The following is a 23,147-nucleotide window of genomic DNA, read 5'->3' as shown; positions in this document are numbered from 1 at the left end:
GGCGTCCGGTCCTAGATCGCAAGGGTACTGTCGGCCGCTTTTTCGCCCAGATAGGCGCGGCGCACGGCGGGATTCATCTGGATATCCTGCGGCGAACCCTCGGCGAGGCTCTGCCCGCCATCGAGCACATGGATGCGCTGGCACACCCCCATGATCACCTTCATGTTGTGTTCGATCAGCAGCACGCCGCAGCCGAATCGGGCCGGCAGCTCGGCGATGACCTCCATCAGCGCGTCGCACTCCGCGTCATTCATCCCTGAAGCCGGCTCGTCGAGCAGCGCGAAGGACGGCTGCAAGGCAAGTGCTCGGGCAATGCCGACGCGCCGCTCGTCGCCATAGGAAAGGCTGTCGCAACGGTGGTCGGCCTTCCCAGCGAGGCCCATCCAGTCGAGGATGTCGAGCGCCCGCTCCCGTGCCTCCCGACGAGACAGCCCACTGCCGATCGCCGCGACGGAGAGGTTCTGCTCCACCGTCATCGTCCGGAACAGCCGCGCCGCCTGAAAGCTACGGCCGATGCCGGCCCGGGCGATCTTGCGGGCGGTCAGCCGCGAGACGTCGATGCCGTCAAGGCGGATGCTGCCGCTCGTCGGCCGCTGGAAGCCGCTCAGCACATTGACCATGGTCGTCTTGCCGGCGCCGTTCGGGCCGATGAGGCCGAGGACTTCGCCGCGCCTGAGTTCGAGGTCGACCCCGCTGAGCGCCCGGATGCCGCCAAAGGCGACGGCAACACCGCGGGCTTCCAGCCGCTCTTTCGATCCCGATCTTTTCGATGGACGTGACATACCGGGCGAGACCTATCAGTAAGCTCGACTATGAATTTGCCAGGAGATTTGGTTCCGCCAGCCGCACCACCATGCGGCCGGCGGATCGCTGCCGGTTACTGACCGACGCGGAACAGGAGCTTCATGTCCGGCTTGAACGAGTTCCGGTAGACCTCGACGGCATGGAAGGAGCCGTTCTCGACCTTCATGATCAACCAGGGGCGGTCGACCTGGATATGCAGCTGATCGGTAAACGAGGTCGGGCCGGCCGTGAACGGCTGGTCCTTGAAGGAGTTCATGACGCCGACCACCGCTTCGGATTCAGTCGTCTTCGCCTGCTCGACCGCATACGCCCACTGCTCGATGAGGCTGTAGCCCAGCACCGAGTAGGAGGAGACCGGCGCCTCGCCGTAACGCGCCTTGTGGCTTTCAAGGAACTTGTTCATCTCCGGCCGCGGATCATCGCCGTAAAGCGACATGAAGGCGGGCAGGTAGAAATCCTTCAGGCCCGGTACGGCGTTGAGCCAATAATTGTCGACCATCGCCGTGTTGGCGAGGATTGGCTGGTCGATGCCGGCGGCGCGCAGCTGGCGCACTGCAGAAGCGCCACCCGGCGTGAACGAGCAGACGAAGACCGCGTCCGGCTGTTTTGCAAGCCCCTTGAGGCGGGTGATCTGCGAGGCGATCGACGGGTCGTCGTTCTTGAAGGTGTCGTTGCCGAGGATCGTTTCCTCGCCGCCACCCGCGGCCCAAGCCGCGCGGAATCCGGCGCAGGCCGACTTGTTGTATTCGATCGTCAGGTCTTCGAGCATGTAGACCGACTTCAGGCTCATCTTCTTTTGGGCATATTCGGCAATCGCGATGCCTTCCGACTGCGCCGCGCTGTTGGCGGTGAAGGTGAGCGGGCCGACGCCCTGCACGCCCATCTTCGGATCGGCGGCGCACAAGCTGAAGGCGATCTTGCCCGCCTGCTTGGCGGCGAGCGCAGACGGGGCGCCAAAATCGTAGTCACAGGAGACGACCAGCATGTCGACGCCGCTATCGACGAGCTGCGCGCCGACGGTTGCAGCGCGGGCCTGGTCCGTCTTGGTGTCCATGACGGAATACTTGATCTGGCGTCCCAGCAGGCCGCCAGCCTTGTTGATCTCCTCGATCTTCATGACCGCCGCCTTGTAGGGCGCGCTGTCGTAGTTCGAAAGCCAGCCGGATTCTGCGATGGCGAAGCCGACCTTGATCGGCTCTTCAGCGCGCACGCCAGCAATAGGCAACAGAAGGGCGATTGCGGCCGAGGCGGCCACAGCAACAGATTTCATCGTCGTTCCCCTTGGCGGTGAGCGGTGCACCGCTTCAATTATTTGTACATAGTCCTCTGTGGACAGAAGACAGAATGCGGGTTAGATTTTTTTTGTCAACGGCAAAAATGCGGCGGGGCCCTTCCGAGTTCGATCGGCGCCCATAGACCGTCAAAGGGGAACCACATGCTTGAAATACGCGGCCTCACCGCCGGTTATGGCCGGCTTGCTGCCCTGAAATCGGTCGATCTTGAGGTCAGAAAGGGCGAGATTATTTTCGTCGTCGGCCCCAACGGCGCCGGCAAGTCCACGCTTCTGAAGTCAATTTCCGGGCTCATGGCGCCGACGGGGGGCACGCTTGTTCTCAATGGCGAGTCGATCGCCGGCCAGGCGCCGGAAAAGCTGTGCCGGAAAGGTTTGGCACTGGTGCCGGAAGGCCGCAGCATCTTCCGGACACTGACAGTGCGGGAAAACCTGTTGCTCGGCGGCATGGTTCGCAAGGGCAAGGCCGAAGCGGCCGCCGACCTGGAGCGGGTTCTGGAAACCTTTCCGATCCTCAGGAACCGCTACCGCGGCGTTGCCGGCCACCTTTCCGGCGGCGAGCAGCAGCAGCTTGCCATTGCCCGCGCCATCCTGCAGCGCCCGTCGCTGATGATGATCGATGAACCGTCGCTTGGCCTTGCGCCGCTGGTGATCGACCAAGTCTACGAAAGCCTCCGCCAGCTTAACGCCAGCGGGCTGAGCCTGCTCGTCGTCGAACAGTCCACTGCCCGCATCCTCGACCTCGCTTCCCGCATCTACGTGCTGCGCAACGGCCATGTCGCGCTCGAGGGTTCGGCAAGCGAGCTTGCCGACGGGCATGCGCTGGAAGAGGCCTATTTCGGCTACGGCGACCGTCAGACTGCACACCCATAAGCAGGCAGACAGGGGCAAGGCATATGATTTTCGACTATTGCGTCATCGGCGGCGGGATCGTCGGCCTGGCGACGGCCATGCGGCTGCTTGAGACCTATCCCGGCAGCAGCCTGATCCTCCTGGAGAAGGAGGTGGCTCTCGGCAAGCACCAGACCGGCCACAACAGTGGCGTCATCCATGCCGGCATCTACTATCCCCCGGGCAGCCTGAAGGCCGAACTCTGCCGCAAGGGCGCGGATGCCACCAAGGCCTTCTGCCAGGAAAACGGCATCCGCTTCGATGTCTGCGGCAAACTCCTCGTCGCCACCTCCGCCCTCGAAGTGCAGCGCATGGAGGCGCTCCACGAACGCTCGAAGCAGAACACGATCGAAGTCCATAGCTTCAGCGAGGGTGAATTGAAGGAGCGGGAACCGAACATCAGCGGCCTCGGCGCGCTTTTCGTGCCCTCGACCGGCATCGTCAGCTATGCCGACGTCTGCCAGGCCATGGGCAGGCGCATCAAGGCGCTCGGCGGCGAGATCCGCCTGTCGACGCGCGTCACCGGCATTCGCGAAGCCAGGGATTCCGTCGACATCTCGTCGGTCGGCGAAAACTGGCAGGCGAAGCAACTGGTGGTCTGCGGCGGTCTCCAATCGGACCGACTGGCCGTGCTCGCTGGGCTCTCGATCGAGCATCGCATCGTTCCCTTCCGCGGCGAATACTATCGCCTGCCCGCATCGAAGAACGACATCGTCCGCCATCTGATCTATCCCGTCCCGGATCCCGCCTTGCCCTTCCTCGGCGTGCACCTGACGCGGATGATCGACGGCAGCGTCACGGTCGGGCCGAATGCCGTGATCGGCTTTGCCCGCGAGGGCTATCCACGGCTTTCGTTCAATGTTTTGGACATGGCCGACTACGCGCTGTTTCCCGGCTTCTGGAAGACCGTGTTCGCCAACCGCGGATCGGCGTTGGCGGAACTCCGTAACTCGCTCTGGAAGCCAGGCTATCTGGAGGAGTGCCGGAAATACTGCCCGAGCCTCGACCTCACCGACCTGCTCCCGCACGAAGCAGGCATCCGCGCGCAAGCCGTGCGCAAAGACGGCGCCCTCATCCACGATTTCCTATTCGCACAAACGGAACGCATGCTGCATGTCTGCAACGCCCCCTCACCCGCCGCCACGTCGGCGATCCCGATTGCGGAGATGATCGTGGGGCGCATGGCGGATGGACGTCGACGCATGCCAGCGAACTGAAAAAACGGCAGATCGGGATAGGGCCGGCTGGAAGCTGTGCACGGGCATCGCGAGACGCGCCCACAATCCGGCGCGATCACCCGCCGAGCAGTTCTATATTCCGGCAGCATGAACCGCGGATGTTGTACGCTCTGTGCTCGTAGCCTACCCGCAGCCAACCGAACGCCCGTTCGCCGCCGAAATGGGCCGAGTCCCGGACATTCCGCCACCGATGCGAAAGTCCGCTTTCAGATGACGCACAAGCTGATTTGAACGGCCGAGATGCTACGCAAGGCTGTCGTTTGACTACGGATCTGGAAATTCCGCTGCAAGCATGAAATTCGCCAGACAGTCGTCTGGATTCACAACCCAAGTGCTCGCTTCTTCCGATGGCCCAATCTACTCCGCCTCCTTCGCGGGCAACACCGGAAACATGCTCGCGAAGCGGCCGGAGGCGAGCGAAAAGCACTGTCGATAGATGCCAGCTACCTGGTCAGCTTCAGAAGCTCTCGCAACGGCAGTCCGGTCTCGGCAGCGAGTCGAGCGCCGAGCGCATTCACCTCTCCATCGCGTAGCGTGTCGATGAGGTTGCGAGCGAAGCCGCCCTCCCCGACTTCGACGGGCGCGCGCGACGAGTTGACGGTCGAGCTGCGTCCAGCGCTCGGCATCGACCTACCGTGCGATGTCGCTCGCCCGGTTGTGCATGCCCTGACGGATGTAGTCGCGCGAGATGACGAGGTTCTCACCATTGTCGGCGCCCCCTCGTACCAGCATATGAATGTGCGGATGTTCAGTGTTCCAATGGTCAAAGGCCTTCCATGGCGCGAGCTTGTCCGCGGCAAAGACGGCGACCCCGTCGCGCACCATGCGCTCGACTTCCGACAGTTGGTCTTCGATCAGGAAGGGATCTTCCCAGACGAATGCATTCTTGTCGACGGCCATGGCGATGCCCTCTAAGTTTTCAATAAAAGCTCAGATCTTGCCCGGCCTGGACTGGCGATAGTCGCGCCGAGCTTTTCCAGGAGCCATTTCGCCTTCTCGACGAGTTCGGCATTGCTCTTCACGAGTTCGGTCCGCGACATCCGGATAGTGTCCTCCATGCCGATCCGTACATGGCCGCCGAGCAGGTAGGACTGCATCAACATCGGATAAGCAGCCCGGCCAATGCCGAAACCTGTCCAGATGGCGTCCCGAGGCAGCATGTTGCGGGCGAACATCATCGTCTCCGGCGTCGTCGCGAAACCGTACTTCACACCGAGCACAAGGCTTACGAGTGGTGGACCGCGAAACACGCCGCTGGCGAGAAAGTCGTTGAGGAGATTGATGTCCCCGCTGTCGAAAAGCTCGAATTCGGGCCGGACTCCACAATCATAGATGATCTCCGCCATCTTCTTGACGTTGGGTGGCGTGTTGATCACGACCTCGCTGCCGAACGTCATCGTGTTGAGATCGAGTGTGCAGATATCGGGCCGTAAATCGCGGATATGCTCGACGCGGCGTTCGGCCGTCACGAAATTCGTCCGTGGGCCGGCAATTTTGGGATCCTCTTCACCGGGTTGGAACCGGCCGCCGGGGCCGGTGGTGATATTGAGGATCACCTCCGTGTTCTTGGCGCGGATCAGGCGAACAAGTTCGCGATAATGATCGAGTACCATCGATGGCCGGCCGTCGGGATAGCGGACATGAAGATGCAGGATGGCCGCGCCCGCATCGGCCGCCTCGAGTGCGGAGGCCGCGATCTGTTCCGGCGTGACCGGCAAATTTTCATTGTCTTCCAACCGCGTGAGGCTGCCGGTCACGGCGCAGGTAATGATGGTGTCCTTGGACATGTGATTTCTTTCAGCTTGCAAGGATAGCCGTGGCGGCGATCTCGACGAGCAGGCTGTCGTCGATGAGCGCCCCCGCCTGAACCATCGTCGTGGCCGGTCGAACGTCGCCAAAGACGGCGCCATGGGCCCTGCCGACAGCTTCCCAATCCTTCATGTCGCGCAGGAAGATACGCGTCTCGACGACATCCTCGATCGAGGCGTCGAGTTGGCGTAGCGCCGCGCCGATGCGCTCCAGGACCACGATGGCTTGCCCCTCCGCGTCACCGGGGTGAAGTACGCCGTTGGGTCCAGAGGCAGAGGTGCCCGATACGACAATGGTGTTTCCGGCGCGGACCGCCCGGGAATAGCCGATAGCCGATCCCCAGTTGTTGGTCACGGTGACCTTTTGCCTTTTCATACGCCGCTCCTTGGCTGTCCGGAGGTTTTCCTTGCCGCTGATCGTCATGCGAATGCCGGCAATGCTCGGTCGAAGGCCCGCACTATTTCATCGATATCCGCGTCTTCCATGACGGTGGAGAACGCCATCAGCCCGTTGCTCGCAATGATCACGCCCTGGTCGAACAATGCCTTGGCGAGGGCCGAAACCCGCGCGCCGCCATCGGCCGCCGCGAATGTGGAGCGGTAGTCGCTCAACGGTGCGTCCGTCAGGTGGACACGGCGCAGCGAACCCAGTCCGGTCACCTGTCCCTTGATTCCATGTCGGCTGAAACAAGCATGAATCCCTTGGTCGAAGCGATCGCCGAGCGCCTCGAGCTTCTCGAATAGAGGAGGCGTCAAATCTTCAAGAGCGGCTATCCCGGCCGACATCGACATGGGATTGGCACTGAACGTGCCGCCATGCGGCACCGCGGGCTGGCCCTTGCTCGGATCGAACACCGACATCACTTCCGCGCGACCGCCGATGGCCCCGATTGCAAAGCCGCCGCCGATAATCTTGCCGAGCGTTGTGAGGTCCGGGTCGATGTCGAAACGGCCCTGTGCGCCATTGTAACCAAGGCGAAACGTGATGACCTCGTCAAGGATCAGCAAGGCTCCGAGTTCGCGCGTGACGCGGCGCAGCATGGCCAGATATTCGGGCTTTGCCGGGACGAGACCGGCGCGGTTGGGCATGACATCAACGAGCACGGCGGCAAGGCTGTTGCCGCTGGCGCGCAGAATGGCCTCGGCGACCGGGGTATTATTGAAGGGAATGACGACGACATCGTCGAGCACGCCCTGGGGTGTCCCTTTGGCGGTCGGCACGGATCCCGGCCTGTCGATATCGCCCCAGGTAGCGGGGCTGGCGTCCTGGCTTGTCTCGGCCGGATCGTAGGTCCCGTGGTAGGCGCCCTCGCATTTTGCAATCTTCGGCCGGCCGGTATAGGCGCGCGCGGCCTTGATCGCGTTCATCACCGCTTCCGTGCCGGAATTGGTGTAGCGAAGCTGCTCGACGGACGGCAAACGATCGCACAGTATTTCCGACAGTCGGATCTCGCTCTCGGTGGGCATGCCGAAACAAGTTCCGGCTTCGAGCTGCCGTGTAGCCGCCTCGAGAATCCGGCGGTTGCCATAGCCATGGATCAGAGAGGTGAAGTTTCCCAAGGCGTCGATCCGGACATGGCAATCGACATCGGTGATCCGGCACCCATCGCCGCGCCAGGCATAAATCTGATGTGGTTTTCGATAGACAGTCGTACGGGTGTTTCCGCCAGGCATGACCTCGCGGGCGCGGGCATAGAGCTTTTCGGAATTTGGTGTCGCTGGTGCTGACATGAGAATGCTCATCGCTTGGTTCTAGGTGGCAAGGTTGATCCGCTCGCGACGCAACGTCGGGTTGCCGCTCTCGAATTCTTGAGCAAAACGGTGGCCTGAGTATACGGCGGCATAAATGGCAGCCGGCGCTTCGCAATCCCCGATGCGTGAGACGCGGCGCAGGCGGCCTGCATTGCCCTGATCAAGACGCGCGGTCAGTGCTTCAAACAGTTCGTTGCGCGGCAGCCGAGCCGTGACGAGGACAAGGGCGTCGGCCTCCTTGTGCGCCGTGGCCCCGGTTCGCGCATCGACGAAGAGTGCCAGGCTGTCTCGGGTGTCGGCCAGCGCCATATGCGTAACCATCCCGACGCCGCGCTCATGGAGCCGCTTGGCCGTGCGGATGTTTTCAAGGGTATTGACGGTGAAGGAGGAGACGTCGGCCGCCGGCGTGACCAACGTGACTGTTTTGCCCGCTAGCGCCAGCTTTTCGGCGATCACGGCGCCCATGTAATAGTGGTCGTCGTCATAGACGATAATCCGCCCTGAAGGGATGTTGCCGCCCATAATGTCGTCCGGCGTGAAGACAGGCACTCCGGCCGACAGGGCAAGCGGTTTGAACGCCGCGCGCCCTACTCCATCGGCGCGCCATTGAGACCCAGTCGCCAGCACGACCTCATCTGCGTCGAATTCGAGAATGTCGGCCAATCCGAGATCGCTTTCGAGATAGACCCCGACATTCCTGAGCTTGTCGATCTGCGTGATGCGCCAGTCCCGAACCCTCAGCCACTCACGCAGGCCCGGCAGCTCGCCCTCGAGGGTCACACGGCCACCGAGACGGTTCTGCCGCTCAGCCAGGGTTACCTGGTAGCCGCGCTGCCCGAGGGCCCGGGCGCATTCGAGGCCCGCCGGTCCACCGCCGACCACGAGCACGGTCGCATCGCTTGATCTGGCGGAAATTCGTTCGGGGTGCCAGCCTCGCCGCCATTCCTCGCCCATCGTCGGATTCTGCGTGCAGCGCAGGTTCGTCATGGCAAAGTGGCTCGACACGCAGATATTGCAGCCGATGCACTCGCGGATGTCCTCGTAGCGACCCTCCTCGATCTTCTTCGGCAGGAAGGGATCCGCGATCGACGGGCGCGCGGCGCCAATCATGTCAAGCACGCCGCGGCGGATCAGGCTCGCCATGGTGTCGGGCGAGGTGAAGCGCCCTACACCCACGACCGGCCTGGTGGTGACGCCCTTGATCCCGGTCATGAACGGCTCGTGGTCGTTCTCCGATGCGAAGCGCGAGGTTGGTGAATCGTCCGCCCAGGTTCCTACCACGAGATCCCACAGGTCCGGCAGTTCGGCGAGCAGGCTGATCGCCTCGATCCCCTCCTCCGCGACACGAAGGCCCTCGGGGCCAAACAGCTCATCAATGATCAGGCGTACGCTGACAGCGCAGGCATCGCCGCCACCCTCTCGCGTCGCCTCGATCAACTCCTTCAGCAGGCGGACCCGGTTCTTCAGCGAGCCGCCATATTCGTCGGTTCGTTGATTGCGGGGCGAGATGAATTGGAAGGCGATGGTGGAAAAATTGCCGTCGACATTGAGGATGTCGAAGCCGGCCTTGCGCGCACGCTGCGCCGCGGCCTTCCACCAACCCAGCAGCGCCTTGATGTCGGATTTGTCCATGGCGCGAACCTGGACCGGATGGTGTCCGCTGACGGGCCGGTCCATCGGGCCGAGCGGCACTTCGCGGGTCATGCGATTGGCATTGTAGTAGGCGGGGTAGGCAAGTTGGACGCCGGCGAGCGAGCCGTGCTCGTGGACCGCTTCGACCATCAATGCGAGCGGAGGAATGTCGCCGTCATCCCACAGCATCTGCAGAACCTCCGGCATGAGGTCGCCAGAGGGATGAACCGAGCAATGCTCGGTGTTGACCACCGCCCATCCGCCTTCGGCCTTGATACCGCGCATCGCGGCATGGGCTTGCGGTCGCAAATTGCCCATGCCGTTGCAGTGAGGTGTCTGGTAGAACCGGTTGCGGGCGACAACAGGTCCGATCTGTACCGGCTCGAACAGGATATCGAAGCGTGGATCCCGCATGCGTGGCTCTTTCTGTACCTCGCATCATAGGGCGAGGAGACGTGCTTGGTCAGGGGGATGATCCGGCTCTAGGCGCGGATCTTGATCCAGGTTGCCTTGAGCTCGGTGTATTTGTCGATCGCATGCAGCGATTTGTCCCGTCCGAAGCCCGACTGCTTGTAGCCGCCGAAGGGCATCGTGATGTTGCTCTCGTCGAAATTGTTGACCCAGACCGAACCCGCTCTTAGCCGTCGGGCGGTGGAGAGCGCGACGTCGATGTTATCGGTCCACACCGCGGCGGCGAGGCCGTAGATGGTGTCGTTGGCAAGCGCGACTGCTTCTTCAGCCCCGGAAAAGGAGATCGTGGCAAGGACGGGACCGAAGATCTCCTCCTGCGCAATCCTCATCTTGTTGCTGACATTGTCGAAGACGGTCGGTTCGATGTAGTAGCCGCCGGTCTCGCCGAGGACACGCTTGCCGCCGGACTTGAGCTCTGCGCCTTCCCTGGCACCGATGTCGATGTAGTCGAGCACACGGTCCATCTGGACCTGGCTGACCATGGCGCCAAGCTTCGTGGCGGCGTCAAGGGGATCGCCAATGGTAAGCGTTTTCCCGACGGCGATAACCTTCTCCAGGAACACATCCTTGATCTTGGCGTCGACCAGCAGGCGCGAGCCGGCGTTGCAGACCTCACCCTGGTTGAAAAAGATGCCATAGGCCGCCGCCGTCGCGGCTTCATCGAGGTTGCCACAATCGGCCATGACGATATGCGGGGTCTTGCCGCCGCATTCGAGCGCAACGCGCTTCATGTTCGACTGGGCAGAATAGCTCATGAAGAGCTTGCCGACTTCAGTCGAGCCGGTGAACGTCACCGCGTCGACGTCCATGTGCAAGCCAAGTGCCTTGCCCGCAGTCTCGCCAAGGCCGGTAACCACGTTGAACACGCCATCCGGAATGCCGGCTTCCGCCGCGAGCTCCGCGAGCCGAATGGCGGAAAGCGGCGACTGCTCGGCTGGCTTGAGGATGACTGAATTGCCCGCTGCAAGTGCCGGTCCGAGTTTCCAGCATGCCATCAGCAATGGAAAATTCCATGGAACGACCGCTGCCACAACGCCTACGGGCTCGCGCGTGATCATGCCCAGTGCGCCGCCGCCGGTCGGAGCGATCTCGTCGTAAATCTTGTCGATAGCCTCGGCGTACCAGGCGATCGTATTGGCCGATCCCGGGACGTCGATGGACCGTGCATCGGAGATCGGCTTGCCCATGTTCAGGGTCTCAAGCAAGGCCAGTTCATCACCGTGTTGATGCATCAGCTCGGCGAACCGCTGCAGCACTTTCTTGCGCTCGCTCGGCGAGCGCCGCGACCAGGAACCAGAGTCGAAAGCCCTCCGCGCGGAACGTACCGCCAAGTCAACATCCGCCGCGTCGCAAGACGCGACCTGGGTCAGCGTTGTCCCGTTGGCGGGATTGATCGCGCCGAACACGCCACCGGACACAGCGTCGACGAACCTGCCGTCTATGAAGGATTGCCCGCGCAGGGTGAGATTGGAGGCGGCCAGCCGCCAGTCGATCACGGTCATTGAATTGCCTTTCTCGATAATCGATACCATAAATCAATTTACGAGAAAGTAGGCCGAGGGCGTGTTTCGTGTCAATATAAAATCGACCGAGAGGTTGATTTCTCGCTGAAAAGGCTAATCTAGGAGAGTCCTACCTAGAAAAATACCAGGACGAAACCCGCAGATCCCAAATCAACGAGCGTCGATCTTTAATATAAATGCCAAATAGAGCGCCATAGAGCATTCCCAGGCGCTTCGAAATAGAGAGATTACTTTCCAGTCAAGTGCTGGATTTCACGGTCAGCTGGAATTGCTTTTCGAGTATCTTGGAAAGTTTCTCCGCGAGTCGCTTGATGAGCGAGACGTTACGGTCTCGATTGGCCTCCAGGATCCCATGGATCGTGCCCGTCACGCAGAGGCTGTGCAGCGTACGCTGGCCCTCGATCCTGATCGGGGCGGCGATCCCGGCAAATCCTTCCACATCCTCCCCGATGCAATATGCCACGCCGGTTTTGCGCACGGTCTCCAACTCGCCCAGAAGCTGGGCGAAGTCGATTTTTGTGGCTGCGGTGAGCCGCTTCAACGGCCTGTCAAGCACGGAAGCGATAAAGTCGGGGTCCTGAAAGGCGAGGATCGCTTTGGCGGAGGCGCCGGCATGGGCCGGGATTTCAAGCCCTGGAACGATGTAGGCCCTGACCAGATTGCCAGGCGAGACCATGTCCACGCTGCGGACGGTATTGCCGGAAAGTCGCGCGATGAAGCAGGCTTGCCCCGTCTGTTCGGATAGTTCCTGGAGGGTGGGCCGCGCGACGACCTTGAGCCATTCGTCGCTGACGCCAGAAAAGAGCAGCCTTTCCAGCCGTCGCCCGAGCTTGAAGGTGGCCGTCTTTGGGCCGCTTTGCTCGATCAACTCAACATCGGCCAGACTCTTCATCAGCCTGTAGGCCGAGGCTTTCGGCAAATCGAGCATCTCGCCGACGGTCGTTCCCGAAATGCCGTCCGGAAAGCCGGCTACGATCTCGAGAATACGGACATAGCGTTCCAACGGCTTTTCTGTCGCCGTCTTGCTCGATGTGCTCTTGTCCATGATGTCCGCGCTCTAGCCCTTTGCGATTCGATCATCATGCCAGTCGAAATAGCGCATAGCCAAGGGCACGAACCACGGGGAGCCGCCATAGAACGGGGCCGTGGGGAATTTTTCGACATCGAAGACGGACGACGGGTCTCCTCGTTCAAGAATTCTGGCTGCAAGTTTCTCCCCGAAATGTGTTCCGAGCGGAATGCCGGCGAAGTTGTAGCCGAGAGCGAAATGCACGCCGTCCTTCGTTCCGATATGGGGCATGAAATCGAAAGTTCCAGCGCAGTGCCCGGTCCAGGCACGACTGAGCCGGACACCCTTGAGATCAGGCAGAATCCTCACCAGGCGATCGCGTAGCGCTCCGGCGAGAGGCGTCGCCGTCGGGCTCGCCGTACCGGTCATGCCACCAAAGAGAAGGCGGCTCGAATCGGGTGCCGGGCGCAGGAAATCGATATTCATCTTGGTATCGAGATAGGTACGGCGGTGCGGTATGACCCTGTCGATCGTTTCCGGCGGCAACAGCTCGGTTGCAATCAGAAAGCCGCGGAACGGAATGACCCGCCTTGCAAGCCATTTCAGGTCGCGGCTCGTATAGCCATTGGTCGCGATAATGACATGACGGGCGGCAATGCCGCCTCTCGACGTTCGAACGGTCTTCCCACGCGCGTCATGATCGACGCCCACGACATTCGTGAGGGGGTACAGCCTGACGCCGGCTTCGAGCGCCTTGCGGACAAGGCCTGCGTGATAAAGCCCTGGATGAATCGAACCGAGGTCTGGAATGACCGCGCCGCCATGGTAGCCGTCAGAGGCGATCTCCGATCGAACTTCATGCTTCTCGACCACGGAATAGTCAAAGCCGACGGCCTGTCGGGTCTGTTCGAGTTCTGTAACCAACGCTCGAAAATGGGCGTTCGAATTGGCGGCAATGAAGCGGCCGCAGGTTTGGTAGTGGCATTCGATCCGTTCGCGGTCGACGAAGGCCTGGACCCCACGGAGAGCGGCATCAAGCTCGCGATAGACCCGCACCGCGTGGTCGCGCCCGGACTTTGCCGTCAGCCATTCAACGGACCGCTTGAGCGTGCGGCCAACGAAACCGGCATTGCGGCGTGCGGCGCCTTCGCCGATCCTCTGCGCATCGAGAACGGCAACGTCACAACCCTCGCGCGCCAGATGCAGCGCGGCGACCAGACCCGTGATGCCGCTGCCAACGACGACGACGTCCGCCCTACCGTCAAGCAACGCCGGTTCCATGTTCTCGCTGACGGAGGGCAGCGGCGCCGCCGACCACCAATAGGGCTCCTCGAGATAATCGTCGGCGAACAATCCGGCTTCCGCCGCCCCGCTCGTCCCGGTCTCTTGCGACATGATGTGCAGCATCACCTTACCTATTCTTGTTGGCGTTGTAGGCTACGGCCATCAGGCAACTCGTCAGTATGATCATCACCGCGGCCGCAGCGAGGATCGTGGGATCGAGTTGCTCACGCAGTCCCGTGAACATCTGCTTTGGAAGCGTGCGCTGCTGAGGTCCGGCAATGAACAGGACCATCACCACTTCGTCGAATGACGAGGCAAAGGCGAAAACCGCCCCTGCGGCCACGCCTGGCGCGATGATTGGAAGCATCACCGTTCGAAATGCCGTTGCGCGGCCGGCGCCAAGACCTGCCGCAGCCCGCATCAGGTTGAAGTCGAAGCGCGTCAGTGCCGCCGTGACAGTGATGACAACGAAGGGCGAGGCCAGAATGGTGTGGGCAATGACGACGCCAGCGTAGGAATAGTTGAGGCCGAGCGGCGAAAAGAAAATGAACAGGCCGAGACCCAACACGACGACGGGAACGATCATGGGCGAGATGGCAAGCGCCATTACTGCCGTCCGGAAAGGAAACCTTGGATTGACGAGGCCGATTGCCGCGAGTGTGCCCAGCGTCGTGGCAACGACGGTGGTCGAAATCGCAATCACCAGACTGTTGATCATCGCCCCGATCCACAGGGGCGAGGAAAAGAGCTGTTCGAACCAGCGGAGAGACACTGCACGGAATGGGTAGGTGAACCAGGGATCGGCATTGAACGAAATCGGGAGAGCGACTGCCAGCGGCAGGACCAGCAGGAGAAGAGCGATCCCAACAAATCCGTAAAGCGGTATGCGAATGTAGGCGGGAAACTCGGTGTAGACGCGGCGGCCCATGGTCAGATCCGATCCGATGAGTGACGTGCGACATGGCGCGCCAGGGGGAGTGCCACAATTCCCGCTCCAAAAATGAGTATGACGCTAAGTGCCGAAGCGAGCCCCCAATTCAGATCTTCATTGGTAAACCTCGCAATGAAGAAGCTCACCATCTGATCGGACGGTCCACCCACCAATGCTGGCGTCAAATAGAAGCCAAGGCACAGCACGAAGGTGAGAAGTCCGCCGGCGGCGATGCCCGGAACCGCCTGCGGCAGAAAAATCGTCGCATGTGCCAGAAGAGGACCTGCACCGAGGCTGCGGGCGGCCTTTACATGGTTCGCTGGAATCGCGCGCATCACGCTGATCATGGGCAGGACCGTAAACGGCAACTGGATCTGGATCATCGCGATGATCGTCGCCATGCGCGTGTAAAGAAGGGGTAGCGGCTCGGATGTCAGTCCCGTTCCGGCCAGCGCATTGTTGAGAACGCCATTGGTCTGGAGGAAGACTATCCACGACATTGTCCGCACGAGGAGCGAGGTCCAGAACGGAAGGAGGATGAAGAACAGGAGGACCGCAGCGGTTCGCCCGCTCGAATTGGCGATGACGTATGCGACCGGGTATCCGATCACGATTGTGAGGCCCGTGACGACAAGGCTGATCAGGATCGTCCTGAGATAGATCGACCTGAAATCGTAGCTCGATTCCCGAGACAGGCTGCCATCGGCTTCGATCTTAACGGGAAAGCCGGTCGCCCAACGCAAATAGAAAGCGCTGTAGCGACTGTCATGTTGCTTGATGATGCTCCACACGCCACCTTGTCCCCACGCCCCGTCTGCCTTGATCAAGTGGGCTTTCCAGGCCTTCGGATCGGCGCGATCGAAATCCTCGGAAAGCGCCCGCTGAGCGTTGAGGATGGCACTCGCCCCACCGGTCAGTTCGTATCCCAGCCGACGGGCTAGCGGGCGCACGGATCCGACATGTCCCGCGGCCTCCAGTTCCTGCCCGAGCTTCATGAAGATGGCAGTGGCTGGAAGCTCGTCGCCATCCCAGGCCTGAAGTGCCTGCGTCGTCAGTGGCAGTGCCTTGGCGATTTCTCCGTCCGATATCGCCGTATGAACGACAGACCCTATGGGAATCACCAGGAACAGAAGCAGGAAGATCAGGAGCGGCGCCGCCGGAAGGGCAGCCCGAGTTGCCCTCCGGTTGTTGTCGCTCCTGATCGAGGACCGAACGACGACACCAGCCGTCGATGACGCGATGTTTCCCGTCAGGGCATCTTGCTGCGTCATTGCCAAGCCCACGTCGCCGTATGGCAGTGTCATCCAATAACTCCCACCCGGCCTACTGGGAAATCCAACTGGAGAAGCGCGCGTTCAGCGCGTCCCCGTTCTTGGCCCAGAACGCTCCGTCCTGGGCCAGCGCGCCCTCGCTGTTCTGAGGGGCGGACGGCAGGTTCGGCAGCACGTCCTTTGCTATGAGATCGCTGGCTGCCTTTACCGTTGGTCCGTAGGCGATGTAGTTGCTCAGTGTGGCGTTGACATCCGGCTTGACGCTGAAAGCCACGAACTCCTTGGCGGCGGCGAGATTCTTCGAACCGGAGGGGATGACCCACATGTCAAAGCCGCGGATCTGATTGGTCCAGGCGACCCCAAGATCGGCGTTTTCCTTGGCGTTGGCATCGGCAATGCGGCCGTTCCAGGCCAGCGCCATCTTCACTTCGCCGGATTTGAGAAGTTGTGGCGGCTGCGCGCCAGCCTCCCACCAGACGATGTCTTTCTTGATTGTGTCGAGCTTCTTGAAGGCTCGATCAACGCCGGCGGGCGTCGCCAGGGTTGCATAGATGTCGGACGCCGCCACACCATCCGCGAGCAAGGCGAGTTCGAGCGTGTCCACCGGGCTCTTGCGGAAGCCGCGTTTGCCCGGGAAGGTCGTCGTGTCGAAAATGTCGGTCAATTTGGTGGGCGCGTTCGGGAATGCCTGTTTCTGAAACGCCAGGATCGTGGCGTAGACGCTCGTTCCCACCGCGCAGTCGGTGAGGGCGCCTTCCACGAGGCCCGCGGACTTGAAGGCCGCGTCGTCACCAATCTTCTCGAGCAACCCCTGGTCGCAAGCGGTCGCCCCCGTTTGCGGATCGACGTCGATGACGTCCCAGGCGACATTGCCGCTATCGACCATGGCACGCAGCTTGGCCAGTTCGCCGCTCCAGGTATCCTGGGTCAAGGTGATGTTCTTTGCCTTCGCGTAGGGATCGAGGAAAGCCTTTGTCTGTGCCTCCTGCAAAGCCCCACCCCAGGAGACGACCGTCAGGCCGTCTGCCAGGGCTGGAAAACTCGCCGCAGTCAGGACAAGCCCGACAAGGCATGACTGTTTGAACGAACGCACTCCCAACATGTGATGTCCTCTCTGGATTTTCAGTTGTGTTATCTGCCGTCAAGCGCCCAGGCATCGTGGGGCTCCCAGTCGAGACGGACATGGCTGCCCATCTCCATCTGGATTCCGGCCGATGATGAGCTCTTCGCAATCAACCGTTCCCCGCCCGGCAGTTCGACGTGGATCCGGAACTGGTCGCCGCAATAAATGATGTCGCTGACCTGCCCGCTGAGCGTTCCGCCGCGGTCCTGCCCGGTGACGCGGACGCTCTCGGGCCTGATGGCGATCGTTGCCCGTCGATCAACCTTTGCGTGCGCGCTGCTGCGTGCCCAGATTTCTTGACCGCCGGCCAGTCTTGCGCGGGCCAAATCGCCTTCGATCGAGACGATTTTCGCATCGAGGCAGTTATTGTCACCAACGAACTCGGCTACAAAGCGGTTCGCGGGACGGCCATAGATATCCTGCGCTGAGCCGATTTGCTGGATGCGACCGTCGTTGAAGATGGCGATCCTGTCGGACATCGTCAGCGCTTCGTGCTGATCGTGTGTCACATAGACGACTGTCAGGGCAAGCCGGTCGGCGATTCTACGGATTTCGAGTTGCAGGTCCTCCCGCAGCTTCTTGTCCAGGGCGCCGAGCGGTTCATCCATCAGCACAAGGCTGGGCTCGAAGACAAGCGCGCGAGCGAGCGCGACCCTTTGTTGTTGGCCACCCGACAAGGCGGTCGGCTTGCGTTGCGCAAGGTTCGAAAGCTGGACCATCGCCAGCGCTTCGCCGACGCGAGCGGCGATCTGCTCCTTGGATGAGCCGCGCACTCGCAACGAATAACCAACATTTTCAGCGACTGTCATATGCGGGAAGAGGGCATAGTTCTGGAACACCATGCCGATGTTTCGCTTCTCCGGGGGTTTGTCCTGAATCGGCCTTCCATCCAGGGTGATTTCACCGCCAGACGGATATTCGAAGCCGGCGAGCATCATGAGCGTCGTCGTCTTGCCCGAACCCGAAGGACCAAGAAGCGTCAGGAATTCCCCCTTGGCGATGTCGAGGTTGAGATCGCGCACGACGAAGCTATGACCGTCGTAAGTCTTGGATATGCCGGTCAGGCCGACATGCATTGGCGGCTGAACCATGGCTGAAGATGATTGTCCCATTTGCATTGTTCTCGATTATTGAGAATCATTATTGAATATCGAGAATAGAAGCATTCGGGTTGGCCTGCGTCAATCCCCCATGCACAAATTGTGACCCACTGGGGTTTTGTTGCATTCACATCGTGCAGCATTCGCAATGCGCAGGATCAGCTTTCGCGGCGGCGTGATCGCACATCGAGCTTGCGGTAGAACGGCCTGTGCAGCATCCAACCCGCTCGCGTTAGGCGGATCAGATCGCTGACAAAACGCGTCCTAGGATCATGGTGGGATCAAGGAACGGCGATAACCTGTCAGCCCGCGGCCCCAAGCGGCGCCCATCGGCCATCGTTTCTTCTGATCAGAACTTTTGGTGCGGAGTCCGTCGCGGACGATCTCATCGAAGTAGAGCCTTGTGGAGCTCAAGAGGTTGTCCTGGGAAAGATCGAGGCGACTGATGGGTGGTTTTGACTTTAGGCTGCCGTGTGGGCGATGCCAGTTGTATCTGTGCAGCCAGACAGGCGGTTCAGCGGCGCGGTGATCTGAAGTGGGATAGGCGATTGCGTAGGCCCATTCTCGCAATGCCGTCTGGATGAAGCGCTCGGCCTTGCCATTGGTCTTGGGCGTATATGGCCTTGTCCTGACGTGCTTGAGACCGAGATCGCGGCAGGCCTTGGCGAAGGCCTTCGATCTGTAGCAGGGAGCCGTTGTCGGTCATGACGCGCGCTATCGAAACGCCGAGGCAGGCTTAGTAGGCGAGCGCCGCCTTGAGGAAGGCGATAGCGCTCTCCTTTTTCTCGTATCTCGCCTGGATGCTCGCGCTCGTAGCGTCGGATCGGTTCAGCCGGCTCGATGTCGCTCAGCCGCGACAGCCCGGCACGCTTGAGAACCCGGCTGACGGTGGCCGGCGACACGCCGACCTCATAGGCGATGTGCTTGCCGGTCCAACGTTGCCGCCGCAGCGCCACGATGGGCTCGGCGATCGACGCAGCAGTGGCCTGTGGCATATGGATGGGCCGCGAGGAAACGATCGATCATGCCGGCCCGCCCTTCGGCCTTGTAGCGCTCGACCCAGCACGCCACGATCTTGGCCGACACGCCATAGACGCGCGCCGCATGGGCTTGGGAAAGAGCGCCTTATATCACCGACAGTGCCATCTCCTCTCGACGTAGCGGTGCGAGACGGGCATTCTTGTGGATGTTCATTCGGACCTCCGGTGAGTGCTGAAGCGTGGTAACTCCAGTCTCCCCGGTCCGGTCCGAATGGACAACCTCCCGAAAGCTCACACCTAGCTCAGGCCGAAATAGAGGCGTTCAATTCGGTTGAGGACCAGCGATGGTTCGCTGTCGTGGTCGAGCAAGGTCGGTTGCTGGCCTTCCACCTCGACGAAAAGGCGCCATTTGCCATCCGCCCCGTTGAGCTTGCAGGCCGGAAACATCATGTGATGGTGCCAACTCTTGCCCGCCGTCGCGGCCGCACCAATCATATCAAGCAATTCGCTGCCGGCGGCGTCGATAGAGCCCTCGGCCGCCTTCTTGTCCGACAGGGCGTCAGTGCCATGGAGCAGCGCGAGCAGTTCCTTGTTTACGGCCACCGGCCTTTCATCGAAGAAGCAGCAGACCATCCGATCCTGATCTGTCAGTTCAAGAAGGAAGGTGTAGGCTTTCGGGTTCGGACTGAACGCGCAGTTCGGCGCCAGCACATGGAAATGCCATGCCTCCCGCTTTTCGTGGGCAGATTTCGCCGCCGCGGCCATCGCGTCCTTGTCCGCCATCTCGAAGGCGAATTTTCCATTGCAGGAATTGCACATCATCGATCCTTTCCGGCCGATCAGTTCCCGGTCATTCGCAACCGATGACGGCGACGGCGGCGATCTCGACCAGGACTCCCGGCACCGGGAAGCCGACCACGAGCGCGGCATTGGTCGGCGTGATGTCCTTGAAGATGACGCCAAGTTCCGGACCGACCTCCTTGAAGATTTCGGGCGCGCTGACATAGGTCGTGATCTGCACGATATCGCCAAGCGAGCCTCCAGCCGCCTGCAGCGCGGGCTCGAAGTTCTTGATGATCTGCCTGACCTGGCCGACGGCGTTGTCGGGCATGACGCCGGCCGCATAGTCCATCCCGATCGTTCCCGAGATATAGAGTGTGTCACCCGCCTTGACGGCGCGCGAATAGCCGTAGGCCTTTTCGAACTGCGAGCCTGAGGAGATGTTCTGACGCTTCGCCATGGTTTAGGTCTCCGATGATTGAAATTTACATGAGATAGCCGTTGGCCAGCCAACCGCCATCGACCCGAAGGTGATGCCCGGTAACCATGCCGGCCTCGGAACTGATGAGAAAACCGCAGGCAGCCGCTACCTCTTCCGGCTCAGCCAGCCGCCTTAGCGGCGTACGCCGCGACACAGCATCGACGTTGTATATGCCGCGATCGATCAGATCCTGCACCATGGTTGTGCGCGTGCCGGTCGGCACCACGCTATTGACGCGGATATTGAACGGCCCCCATTCCACCGCCAGCGAATCGGTGAGCGCGATCACCGCTCCCTTCGAGGCGCAATATGCGGTGCGTTTGGGCGCTCCTTGAAAGCCGTAGACGGATGATATGTTGACGATGGCGCCGCCGCCGTTGTCGGCCATTTGCCGGGCTACCGCCTGGCAGACGATCCACGTGCCTGTCAGATTGATGTCCACGACACGGCGGAACGTCTCTAAAGAAGCCTCAAGCGCCGGCTCGACCGCAACGACGCCGGCCGAATTGACCACCGCGTCGATACCGCCATAGCGCGCGACCATGTCGCCCACCGCCTCTTGCACCGCCGCTTCGTCGGTTACCGAAAGATGGAGTAGCGCGACCTCGCCTTGCCCGCGCAGCGCGAGGGTGCTTTCCTCAAGCGATGATCCGGGCAGATCGACCAAATAGAGCCTAGCCCCTTCCGCGGCAAGAAAGCGCGCCGTCGCAAGGCCGATCCCGGTGGCCGCGCCGGTAACCAGAATACGTCTGCCTTGATGCCGTTTCATCGAAACCCCTTCACGATCTTTTATATAACAAATTACATTTCTGCCATCATTGCAAGACGCGATATGGACAGACGCCAATATCCCAGAACCGCGACAACAGCGCTTTTTGGATCAAAAAATCGTTTATTTTCAAATTGATATATTGACGCACCCGGCCTGGTTGCGGTTCCGCCAAAAACTTCGTTTGACATGATTTGAAAAATTTATACGATATAACAAAATAAGAAAACCACAAAAATCGGCGGATGGAAGAGACCATGGCCGGCTAACCGACGAACAAGGGGATTTATGATCATGAAAATAGCAGATCTATGGAAACTTACCGCGGATCGTTTCGGCCGCGGTGCCCGGGCCGGCATGCTTGGCGTGGCCAGTATTGCCGCAGCCATGCTGGCAACCCCGGCCGCTCATGCCGACGGCTTCTGGAAAGCAGTGCAGGATCGTGGCGCATTGCGCTGCGCGGCCGCGATTTCTCCGCCCTACGTGATGAAGGATCTGAAAACAGGGGAGTATGGCGGCGCTTATCTCGACCTGTGCAAGCAGTTCGCAGACGTCCTCAAGGTCAAGGTCGAGTTCGTCGATACCACTTGGGACAATGTCGTCGCGGGTTTGCAGGCCGGCAAATGGGACATGTCCCCCGCACTGAACCGCACCCCTGCCCGCGCGCTCGTCATCAACTACAGCGCGATCGCCGGCTACGATGAGATGAACTTCGCCTACATGCTCGCCAATACCAAGGTAAAGGATCCGGCTCACGATCTTTCCACCTTCGACAAGCCCGGCATCCGCGTCGGCGTCATGTCCGGCTCGGCCCAGGATCACAAGGTCACCGAACGATTCAAGCAAGCCGAAATCGTTCGTCTTCCCGACGCCAACGGCCTCAATCTCGCCCTGCTCTCGGGCCGTGTGGACGTCGCGGGCGCGGACTCCACGACCAACTTGCTGCTACAGACCGCCAATCCCGAAAAGGTCGGCCTTGTCGACGCGTCGCCGGCTCTGATGAAGCAGGGCATCTCCTTTGGCCTGCCATCCACGATCTCGCAGCGCGATCTCGACGTCCTCAACATCTTCCTCGAGGAGAAGGTTGCGCTCGGCGAGGTTGACAGGCTGCTGAAGCACTGGAGCGAAATCTATCTCGCCGGTGCGAAATAAGATCTCTCGCCTTGCAACGGATGCCGCCTTGGTGGCATCCGTTCTTCATCCCAAAGAAAAACAAAGAGGGGTGGCGTCATGGCGTCTGGCTTCCTGAGCGTACACAATTTGCGCAAATCCTATGGCGGGCACGTGCACGTCCTGGATGGCATGAACTTCCAGATGGAGCCAAGCGAGCGCATCGTCGTCATCGGCCCCAGCGGCAGCGGCAAAAGCACCCTCCTGCGCTGTGTCATGGGGCTCGAAAAGATCGACAACGGTCGTATCGAGTTCGAAGGCGCGCGTTACATCGAGGCGCGGGCGAACGGCCGCAAGGACAATCTGATCGACACGGCTGTCCGTGCCAAGATCGGCATGGTTTTCCAGCACTATACGCTCTTTCCGCATCTGACTGTTCTCGGCAACCTGATCCTGGCGCCGATCCGGTCACGCGGCGAAAGCCGCGCGACCGCGACCGAACGCGCCATGCAACTGTTGAAGCGCCTCGGCCTGGAGAACCGCGCCGGCGCCTATCCAGGCATGCTTTCGGGCGGCCAGAAACAGCGCGTGGCCATCGCCCGCGCCCTGCTGCTCGATCCAAAGATCATGCTCTTCGACGAAATAACCTCCGCGCTCGATCCCGAACTTGTCGCCGAAGTTGAAGGGCTGATGCTTGAGCTCGCCGAGCAGAAGATGTCAATGATGATCGTGACGCACGACATGTGGTTTGCCAAGCGCATCGCCACGCGCGTCATCTTCTGCGCCGACGGCCGCATCGTGGAGGACGCCACGCCCGCCCGTATCTTCTCGGATCCGGCCGAGCCCAGAACAGCGGATTTCCTGAAAAAGGTGCTCCACGTCGAGACGATTTGCTGAGG

Annotated in this window: 22 protein-coding genes and 1 pseudogene; 4 read left to right on the top strand and 19 right to left on the bottom strand. The window is 61.0% G+C overall.

Annotated features, from left to right (window positions below; translation table 11 throughout):
• Positions 1-11: 11 nt before the first annotated feature.
• Both EB815_RS13285 and EB815_RS13280 read right to left on the bottom strand, forming a co-directional pair.
• Positions 12-782: an ABC transporter ATP-binding protein gene (locus tag EB815_RS13285; protein ID WP_056566222.1), complete on the bottom strand. Its 771-nt coding sequence runs from the start codon at positions 780-782 to the stop codon at positions 12-14.
• 95 nt (positions 783-877) lie between these two features.
• Positions 878-2,074, bottom strand: coding sequence for an ABC transporter substrate-binding protein (locus tag EB815_RS13280; RefSeq protein ID WP_056566220.1), 1,197 nt, complete (start codon positions 2,072-2,074; stop codon positions 878-880).
• A gap of 165 nt (positions 2,075-2,239) precedes the next feature.
• Between EB815_RS13280 and EB815_RS13275 the strand changes: the two genes are divergently transcribed.
• Both EB815_RS13275 and lhgO read left to right on the top strand, forming a co-directional pair.
• Positions 2,240-2,968: an ABC transporter ATP-binding protein gene (locus EB815_RS13275; RefSeq protein WP_056566218.1), complete on the top strand. Its 729-nt coding sequence runs from the start codon at positions 2,240-2,242 to the stop codon at positions 2,966-2,968.
• 26 nt (positions 2,969-2,994) lie between these two features.
• A complete protein-coding gene (gene lhgO / locus EB815_RS13270; protein WP_244493941.1) occupies positions 2,995-4,203 on the top strand; it encodes an L-2-hydroxyglutarate oxidase in 1,209 nt (402 codons plus the stop codon).
• 464 nt (positions 4,204-4,667) lie between these two features.
• Here the strand turns inward: lhgO and EB815_RS13265 are convergent, their stop codons facing one another.
• The 17 genes and pseudogenes from EB815_RS13265 to EB815_RS13185 all read right to left on the bottom strand — a co-directional run bounded on the left by EB815_RS13265 (position 4,668) and on the right by EB815_RS13185 (position 21,138).
• A complete protein-coding gene (locus EB815_RS13265; protein WP_056566212.1) occupies positions 4,668-4,850 on the bottom strand; it encodes a hypothetical protein in 183 nt (60 codons plus the stop codon).
• Between the two features lie 4 nt (positions 4,851-4,854).
• Complete coding sequence (locus tag EB815_RS34230) at positions 4,855-5,124, bottom strand: hypothetical protein (RefSeq protein WP_056566208.1); 270 nt, start codon at positions 5,122-5,124, stop codon at positions 4,855-4,857.
• A gap of 11 nt (positions 5,125-5,135) precedes the next feature.
• Entirely contained in the window at positions 5,136-6,011 is an 876-nt protein-coding gene (locus tag EB815_RS13255; RefSeq protein ID WP_056566205.1) for a 3-keto-5-aminohexanoate cleavage protein, read from the bottom strand.
• 10 nt (positions 6,012-6,021) lie between these two features.
• A complete protein-coding gene (locus tag EB815_RS13250) occupies positions 6,022-6,408 on the bottom strand; it encodes a RidA family protein (RefSeq protein WP_056566377.1) in 387 nt (128 codons plus the stop codon).
• A 44-nt stretch (positions 6,409-6,452) separates the two neighbouring features.
• Complete coding sequence (locus tag EB815_RS13245; protein WP_246740215.1) at positions 6,453-7,775, bottom strand: aspartate aminotransferase family protein; 1,323 nt, start codon at positions 7,773-7,775, stop codon at positions 6,453-6,455.
• 9 nt (positions 7,776-7,784) lie between these two features.
• Positions 7,785-9,830: an FAD-dependent oxidoreductase gene (locus EB815_RS13240; protein WP_056566199.1), complete on the bottom strand. Its 2,046-nt coding sequence runs from the start codon at positions 9,828-9,830 to the stop codon at positions 7,785-7,787.
• Between the two features lie 68 nt (positions 9,831-9,898).
• On the bottom strand, positions 9,899-11,389 hold the full coding sequence (locus tag EB815_RS13235; protein WP_056566374.1) for an aldehyde dehydrogenase: 1,491 nt from the start codon (positions 11,387-11,389) through the stop codon (positions 9,899-9,901).
• Between the two features lie 259 nt (positions 11,390-11,648).
• The gene (locus EB815_RS13230) at positions 11,649-12,455 is read right to left on the bottom strand and encodes an IclR family transcriptional regulator (protein ID WP_056566196.1); all 807 of its coding nucleotides are present in this window, start codon (positions 12,453-12,455) and stop codon (positions 11,649-11,651) included.
• A gap of 12 nt (positions 12,456-12,467) precedes the next feature.
• A complete protein-coding gene (locus EB815_RS13225) occupies positions 12,468-13,826 on the bottom strand; it encodes an NAD(P)/FAD-dependent oxidoreductase (RefSeq protein WP_056566193.1) in 1,359 nt (452 codons plus the stop codon).
• A gap of 4 nt (positions 13,827-13,830) precedes the next feature.
• Positions 13,831-14,631 (bottom strand): ABC transporter permease, encoded by an 801-nt coding sequence (locus EB815_RS13220; protein WP_056566190.1) that lies wholly within the window; start codon positions 14,629-14,631, stop codon positions 13,831-13,833.
• A 2-nt stretch (positions 14,632-14,633) separates the two neighbouring features.
• A complete protein-coding gene (locus tag EB815_RS13215) occupies positions 14,634-15,938 on the bottom strand; it encodes an ABC transporter permease (RefSeq protein WP_056566187.1) in 1,305 nt (434 codons plus the stop codon).
• A gap of 19 nt (positions 15,939-15,957) precedes the next feature.
• Positions 15,958-17,007, bottom strand: a complete 1,050-nt coding sequence (locus tag EB815_RS13210) for an ABC transporter substrate-binding protein (protein WP_056566184.1) — start codon at positions 17,005-17,007, stop codon at positions 15,958-15,960.
• Positions 17,008-17,036: 29 nt separating this feature from the next.
• On the bottom strand, positions 17,037-18,140 hold the full coding sequence (locus EB815_RS13205; protein WP_413814116.1) for an ABC transporter ATP-binding protein: 1,104 nt from the start codon (positions 18,138-18,140) through the stop codon (positions 17,037-17,039).
• Between the two features lie 399 nt (positions 18,141-18,539).
• Positions 18,540-19,322, bottom strand: a pseudogene (locus EB815_RS13200) (integrase core domain-containing protein); the annotation flags it as partial.
• Between the two features lie 83 nt (positions 19,323-19,405).
• Entirely contained in the window at positions 19,406-19,891 is a 486-nt protein-coding gene (locus tag EB815_RS13195; RefSeq protein ID WP_155772546.1) for a hypothetical protein, read from the bottom strand.
• Positions 19,892-19,958: 67 nt separating this feature from the next.
• Positions 19,959-20,348 (bottom strand): Rid family hydrolase, encoded by a 390-nt coding sequence (locus EB815_RS13190; RefSeq protein ID WP_056566174.1) that lies wholly within the window; start codon positions 20,346-20,348, stop codon positions 19,959-19,961.
• 25 nt (positions 20,349-20,373) lie between these two features.
• Complete coding sequence (locus tag EB815_RS13185) at positions 20,374-21,138, bottom strand: SDR family NAD(P)-dependent oxidoreductase (RefSeq protein ID WP_056566170.1); 765 nt, start codon at positions 21,136-21,138, stop codon at positions 20,374-20,376.
• A 294-nt stretch (positions 21,139-21,432) separates the two neighbouring features.
• Here EB815_RS13185 and EB815_RS13180 point away from each other — a divergent pair, with 294 nt between their 5' ends.
• Positions 21,433-22,290: a substrate-binding periplasmic protein gene (locus tag EB815_RS13180; protein WP_244493939.1), complete on the top strand. Its 858-nt coding sequence runs from the start codon at positions 21,433-21,435 to the stop codon at positions 22,288-22,290.
• A 78-nt stretch (positions 22,291-22,368) separates the two neighbouring features.
• A complete protein-coding gene (locus tag EB815_RS13175) occupies positions 22,369-23,145 on the top strand; it encodes an amino acid ABC transporter ATP-binding protein (protein WP_056566167.1) in 777 nt (258 codons plus the stop codon).
• Positions 23,146-23,147: the final 2 nt, after the last annotated feature.

The organism is Mesorhizobium loti (assembly GCF_013170705.1).
GTDB lineage: Bacteria > Pseudomonadota > Alphaproteobacteria > Rhizobiales > Rhizobiaceae > Mesorhizobium > Mesorhizobium loti_D.
This window is presented reverse-complemented; position numbering and strand designations above follow the sequence as displayed.

Bases quoted from the DNA above. Each gene is read 5' to 3' on its own strand.
- EB815_RS13245 (WP_246740215.1), bottom strand. From the start codon at position 7,775: ATGAGCATTCTCATGTCAGCACCAGCGACACCAAATTCCGAAAAGCTC.
- EB815_RS13195 (WP_155772546.1), bottom strand. From the start codon at position 19,891: ATGGCGGACAAGGACGCGATGGCCGCGGCGGCGAAATCTGCCCACGAA.
- EB815_RS13250 (WP_056566377.1), bottom strand. From the start codon at position 6,408: ATGAAAAGGCAAAAGGTCACCGTGACCAACAACTGGGGATCGGCTATC.
- EB815_RS13180 (WP_244493939.1), top strand. From the start codon at position 21,433: ATGAAAATAGCAGATCTATGGAAACTTACCGCGGATCGTTTCGGCCGC.
- EB815_RS13285 (WP_056566222.1), bottom strand. From the start codon at position 782: ATGTCACGTCCATCGAAAAGATCGGGATCGAAAGAGCGGCTGGAAGCC.
- EB815_RS13240 (WP_056566199.1), bottom strand. From the start codon at position 9,830: ATGCGGGATCCACGCTTCGATATCCTGTTCGAGCCGGTACAGATCGGA.
- EB815_RS13190 (WP_056566174.1), bottom strand. From the start codon at position 20,348: ATGGCGAAGCGTCAGAACATCTCCTCAGGCTCGCAGTTCGAAAAGGCC.
- EB815_RS13265 (WP_056566212.1), bottom strand. From the start codon at position 4,850: ATGCCGAGCGCTGGACGCAGCTCGACCGTCAACTCGTCGCGCGCGCCC.
- EB815_RS13280 (WP_056566220.1), bottom strand. From the start codon at position 2,074: ATGAAATCTGTTGCTGTGGCCGCCTCGGCCGCAATCGCCCTTCTGTTG.
- EB815_RS13220 (WP_056566190.1), bottom strand. From the start codon at position 14,631: ATGGGCCGCCGCGTCTACACCGAGTTTCCCGCCTACATTCGCATACCG.
- EB815_RS13235 (WP_056566374.1), bottom strand. From the start codon at position 11,389: ATGACCGTGATCGACTGGCGGCTGGCCGCCTCCAATCTCACCCTGCGC.
- EB815_RS13255 (WP_056566205.1), bottom strand. From the start codon at position 6,011: ATGTCCAAGGACACCATCATTACCTGCGCCGTGACCGGCAGCCTCACG.
- EB815_RS13185 (WP_056566170.1), bottom strand. From the start codon at position 21,138: ATGAAACGGCATCAAGGCAGACGTATTCTGGTTACCGGCGCGGCCACC.
- EB815_RS13175 (WP_056566167.1), top strand. From the start codon at position 22,369: ATGGCGTCTGGCTTCCTGAGCGTACACAATTTGCGCAAATCCTATGGC.
- EB815_RS13210 (WP_056566184.1), bottom strand. From the start codon at position 17,007: ATGTTGGGAGTGCGTTCGTTCAAACAGTCATGCCTTGTCGGGCTTGTC.
- EB815_RS13205 (WP_413814116.1), bottom strand. From the start codon at position 18,140: ATGGGACAATCATCTTCAGCCATGGTTCAGCCGCCAATGCATGTCGGC.
- EB815_RS13275 (WP_056566218.1), top strand. From the start codon at position 2,240: ATGCTTGAAATACGCGGCCTCACCGCCGGTTATGGCCGGCTTGCTGCC.
- EB815_RS13225 (WP_056566193.1), bottom strand. From the start codon at position 13,826: ATGCTGCACATCATGTCGCAAGAGACCGGGACGAGCGGGGCGGCGGAA.
- EB815_RS34230 (WP_056566208.1), bottom strand. From the start codon at position 5,124: ATGGCCGTCGACAAGAATGCATTCGTCTGGGAAGATCCCTTCCTGATC.
- EB815_RS13230 (WP_056566196.1), bottom strand. From the start codon at position 12,455: ATGGACAAGAGCACATCGAGCAAGACGGCGACAGAAAAGCCGTTGGAA.
- EB815_RS13215 (WP_056566187.1), bottom strand. From the start codon at position 15,938: ATGACACTGCCATACGGCGACGTGGGCTTGGCAATGACGCAGCAAGAT.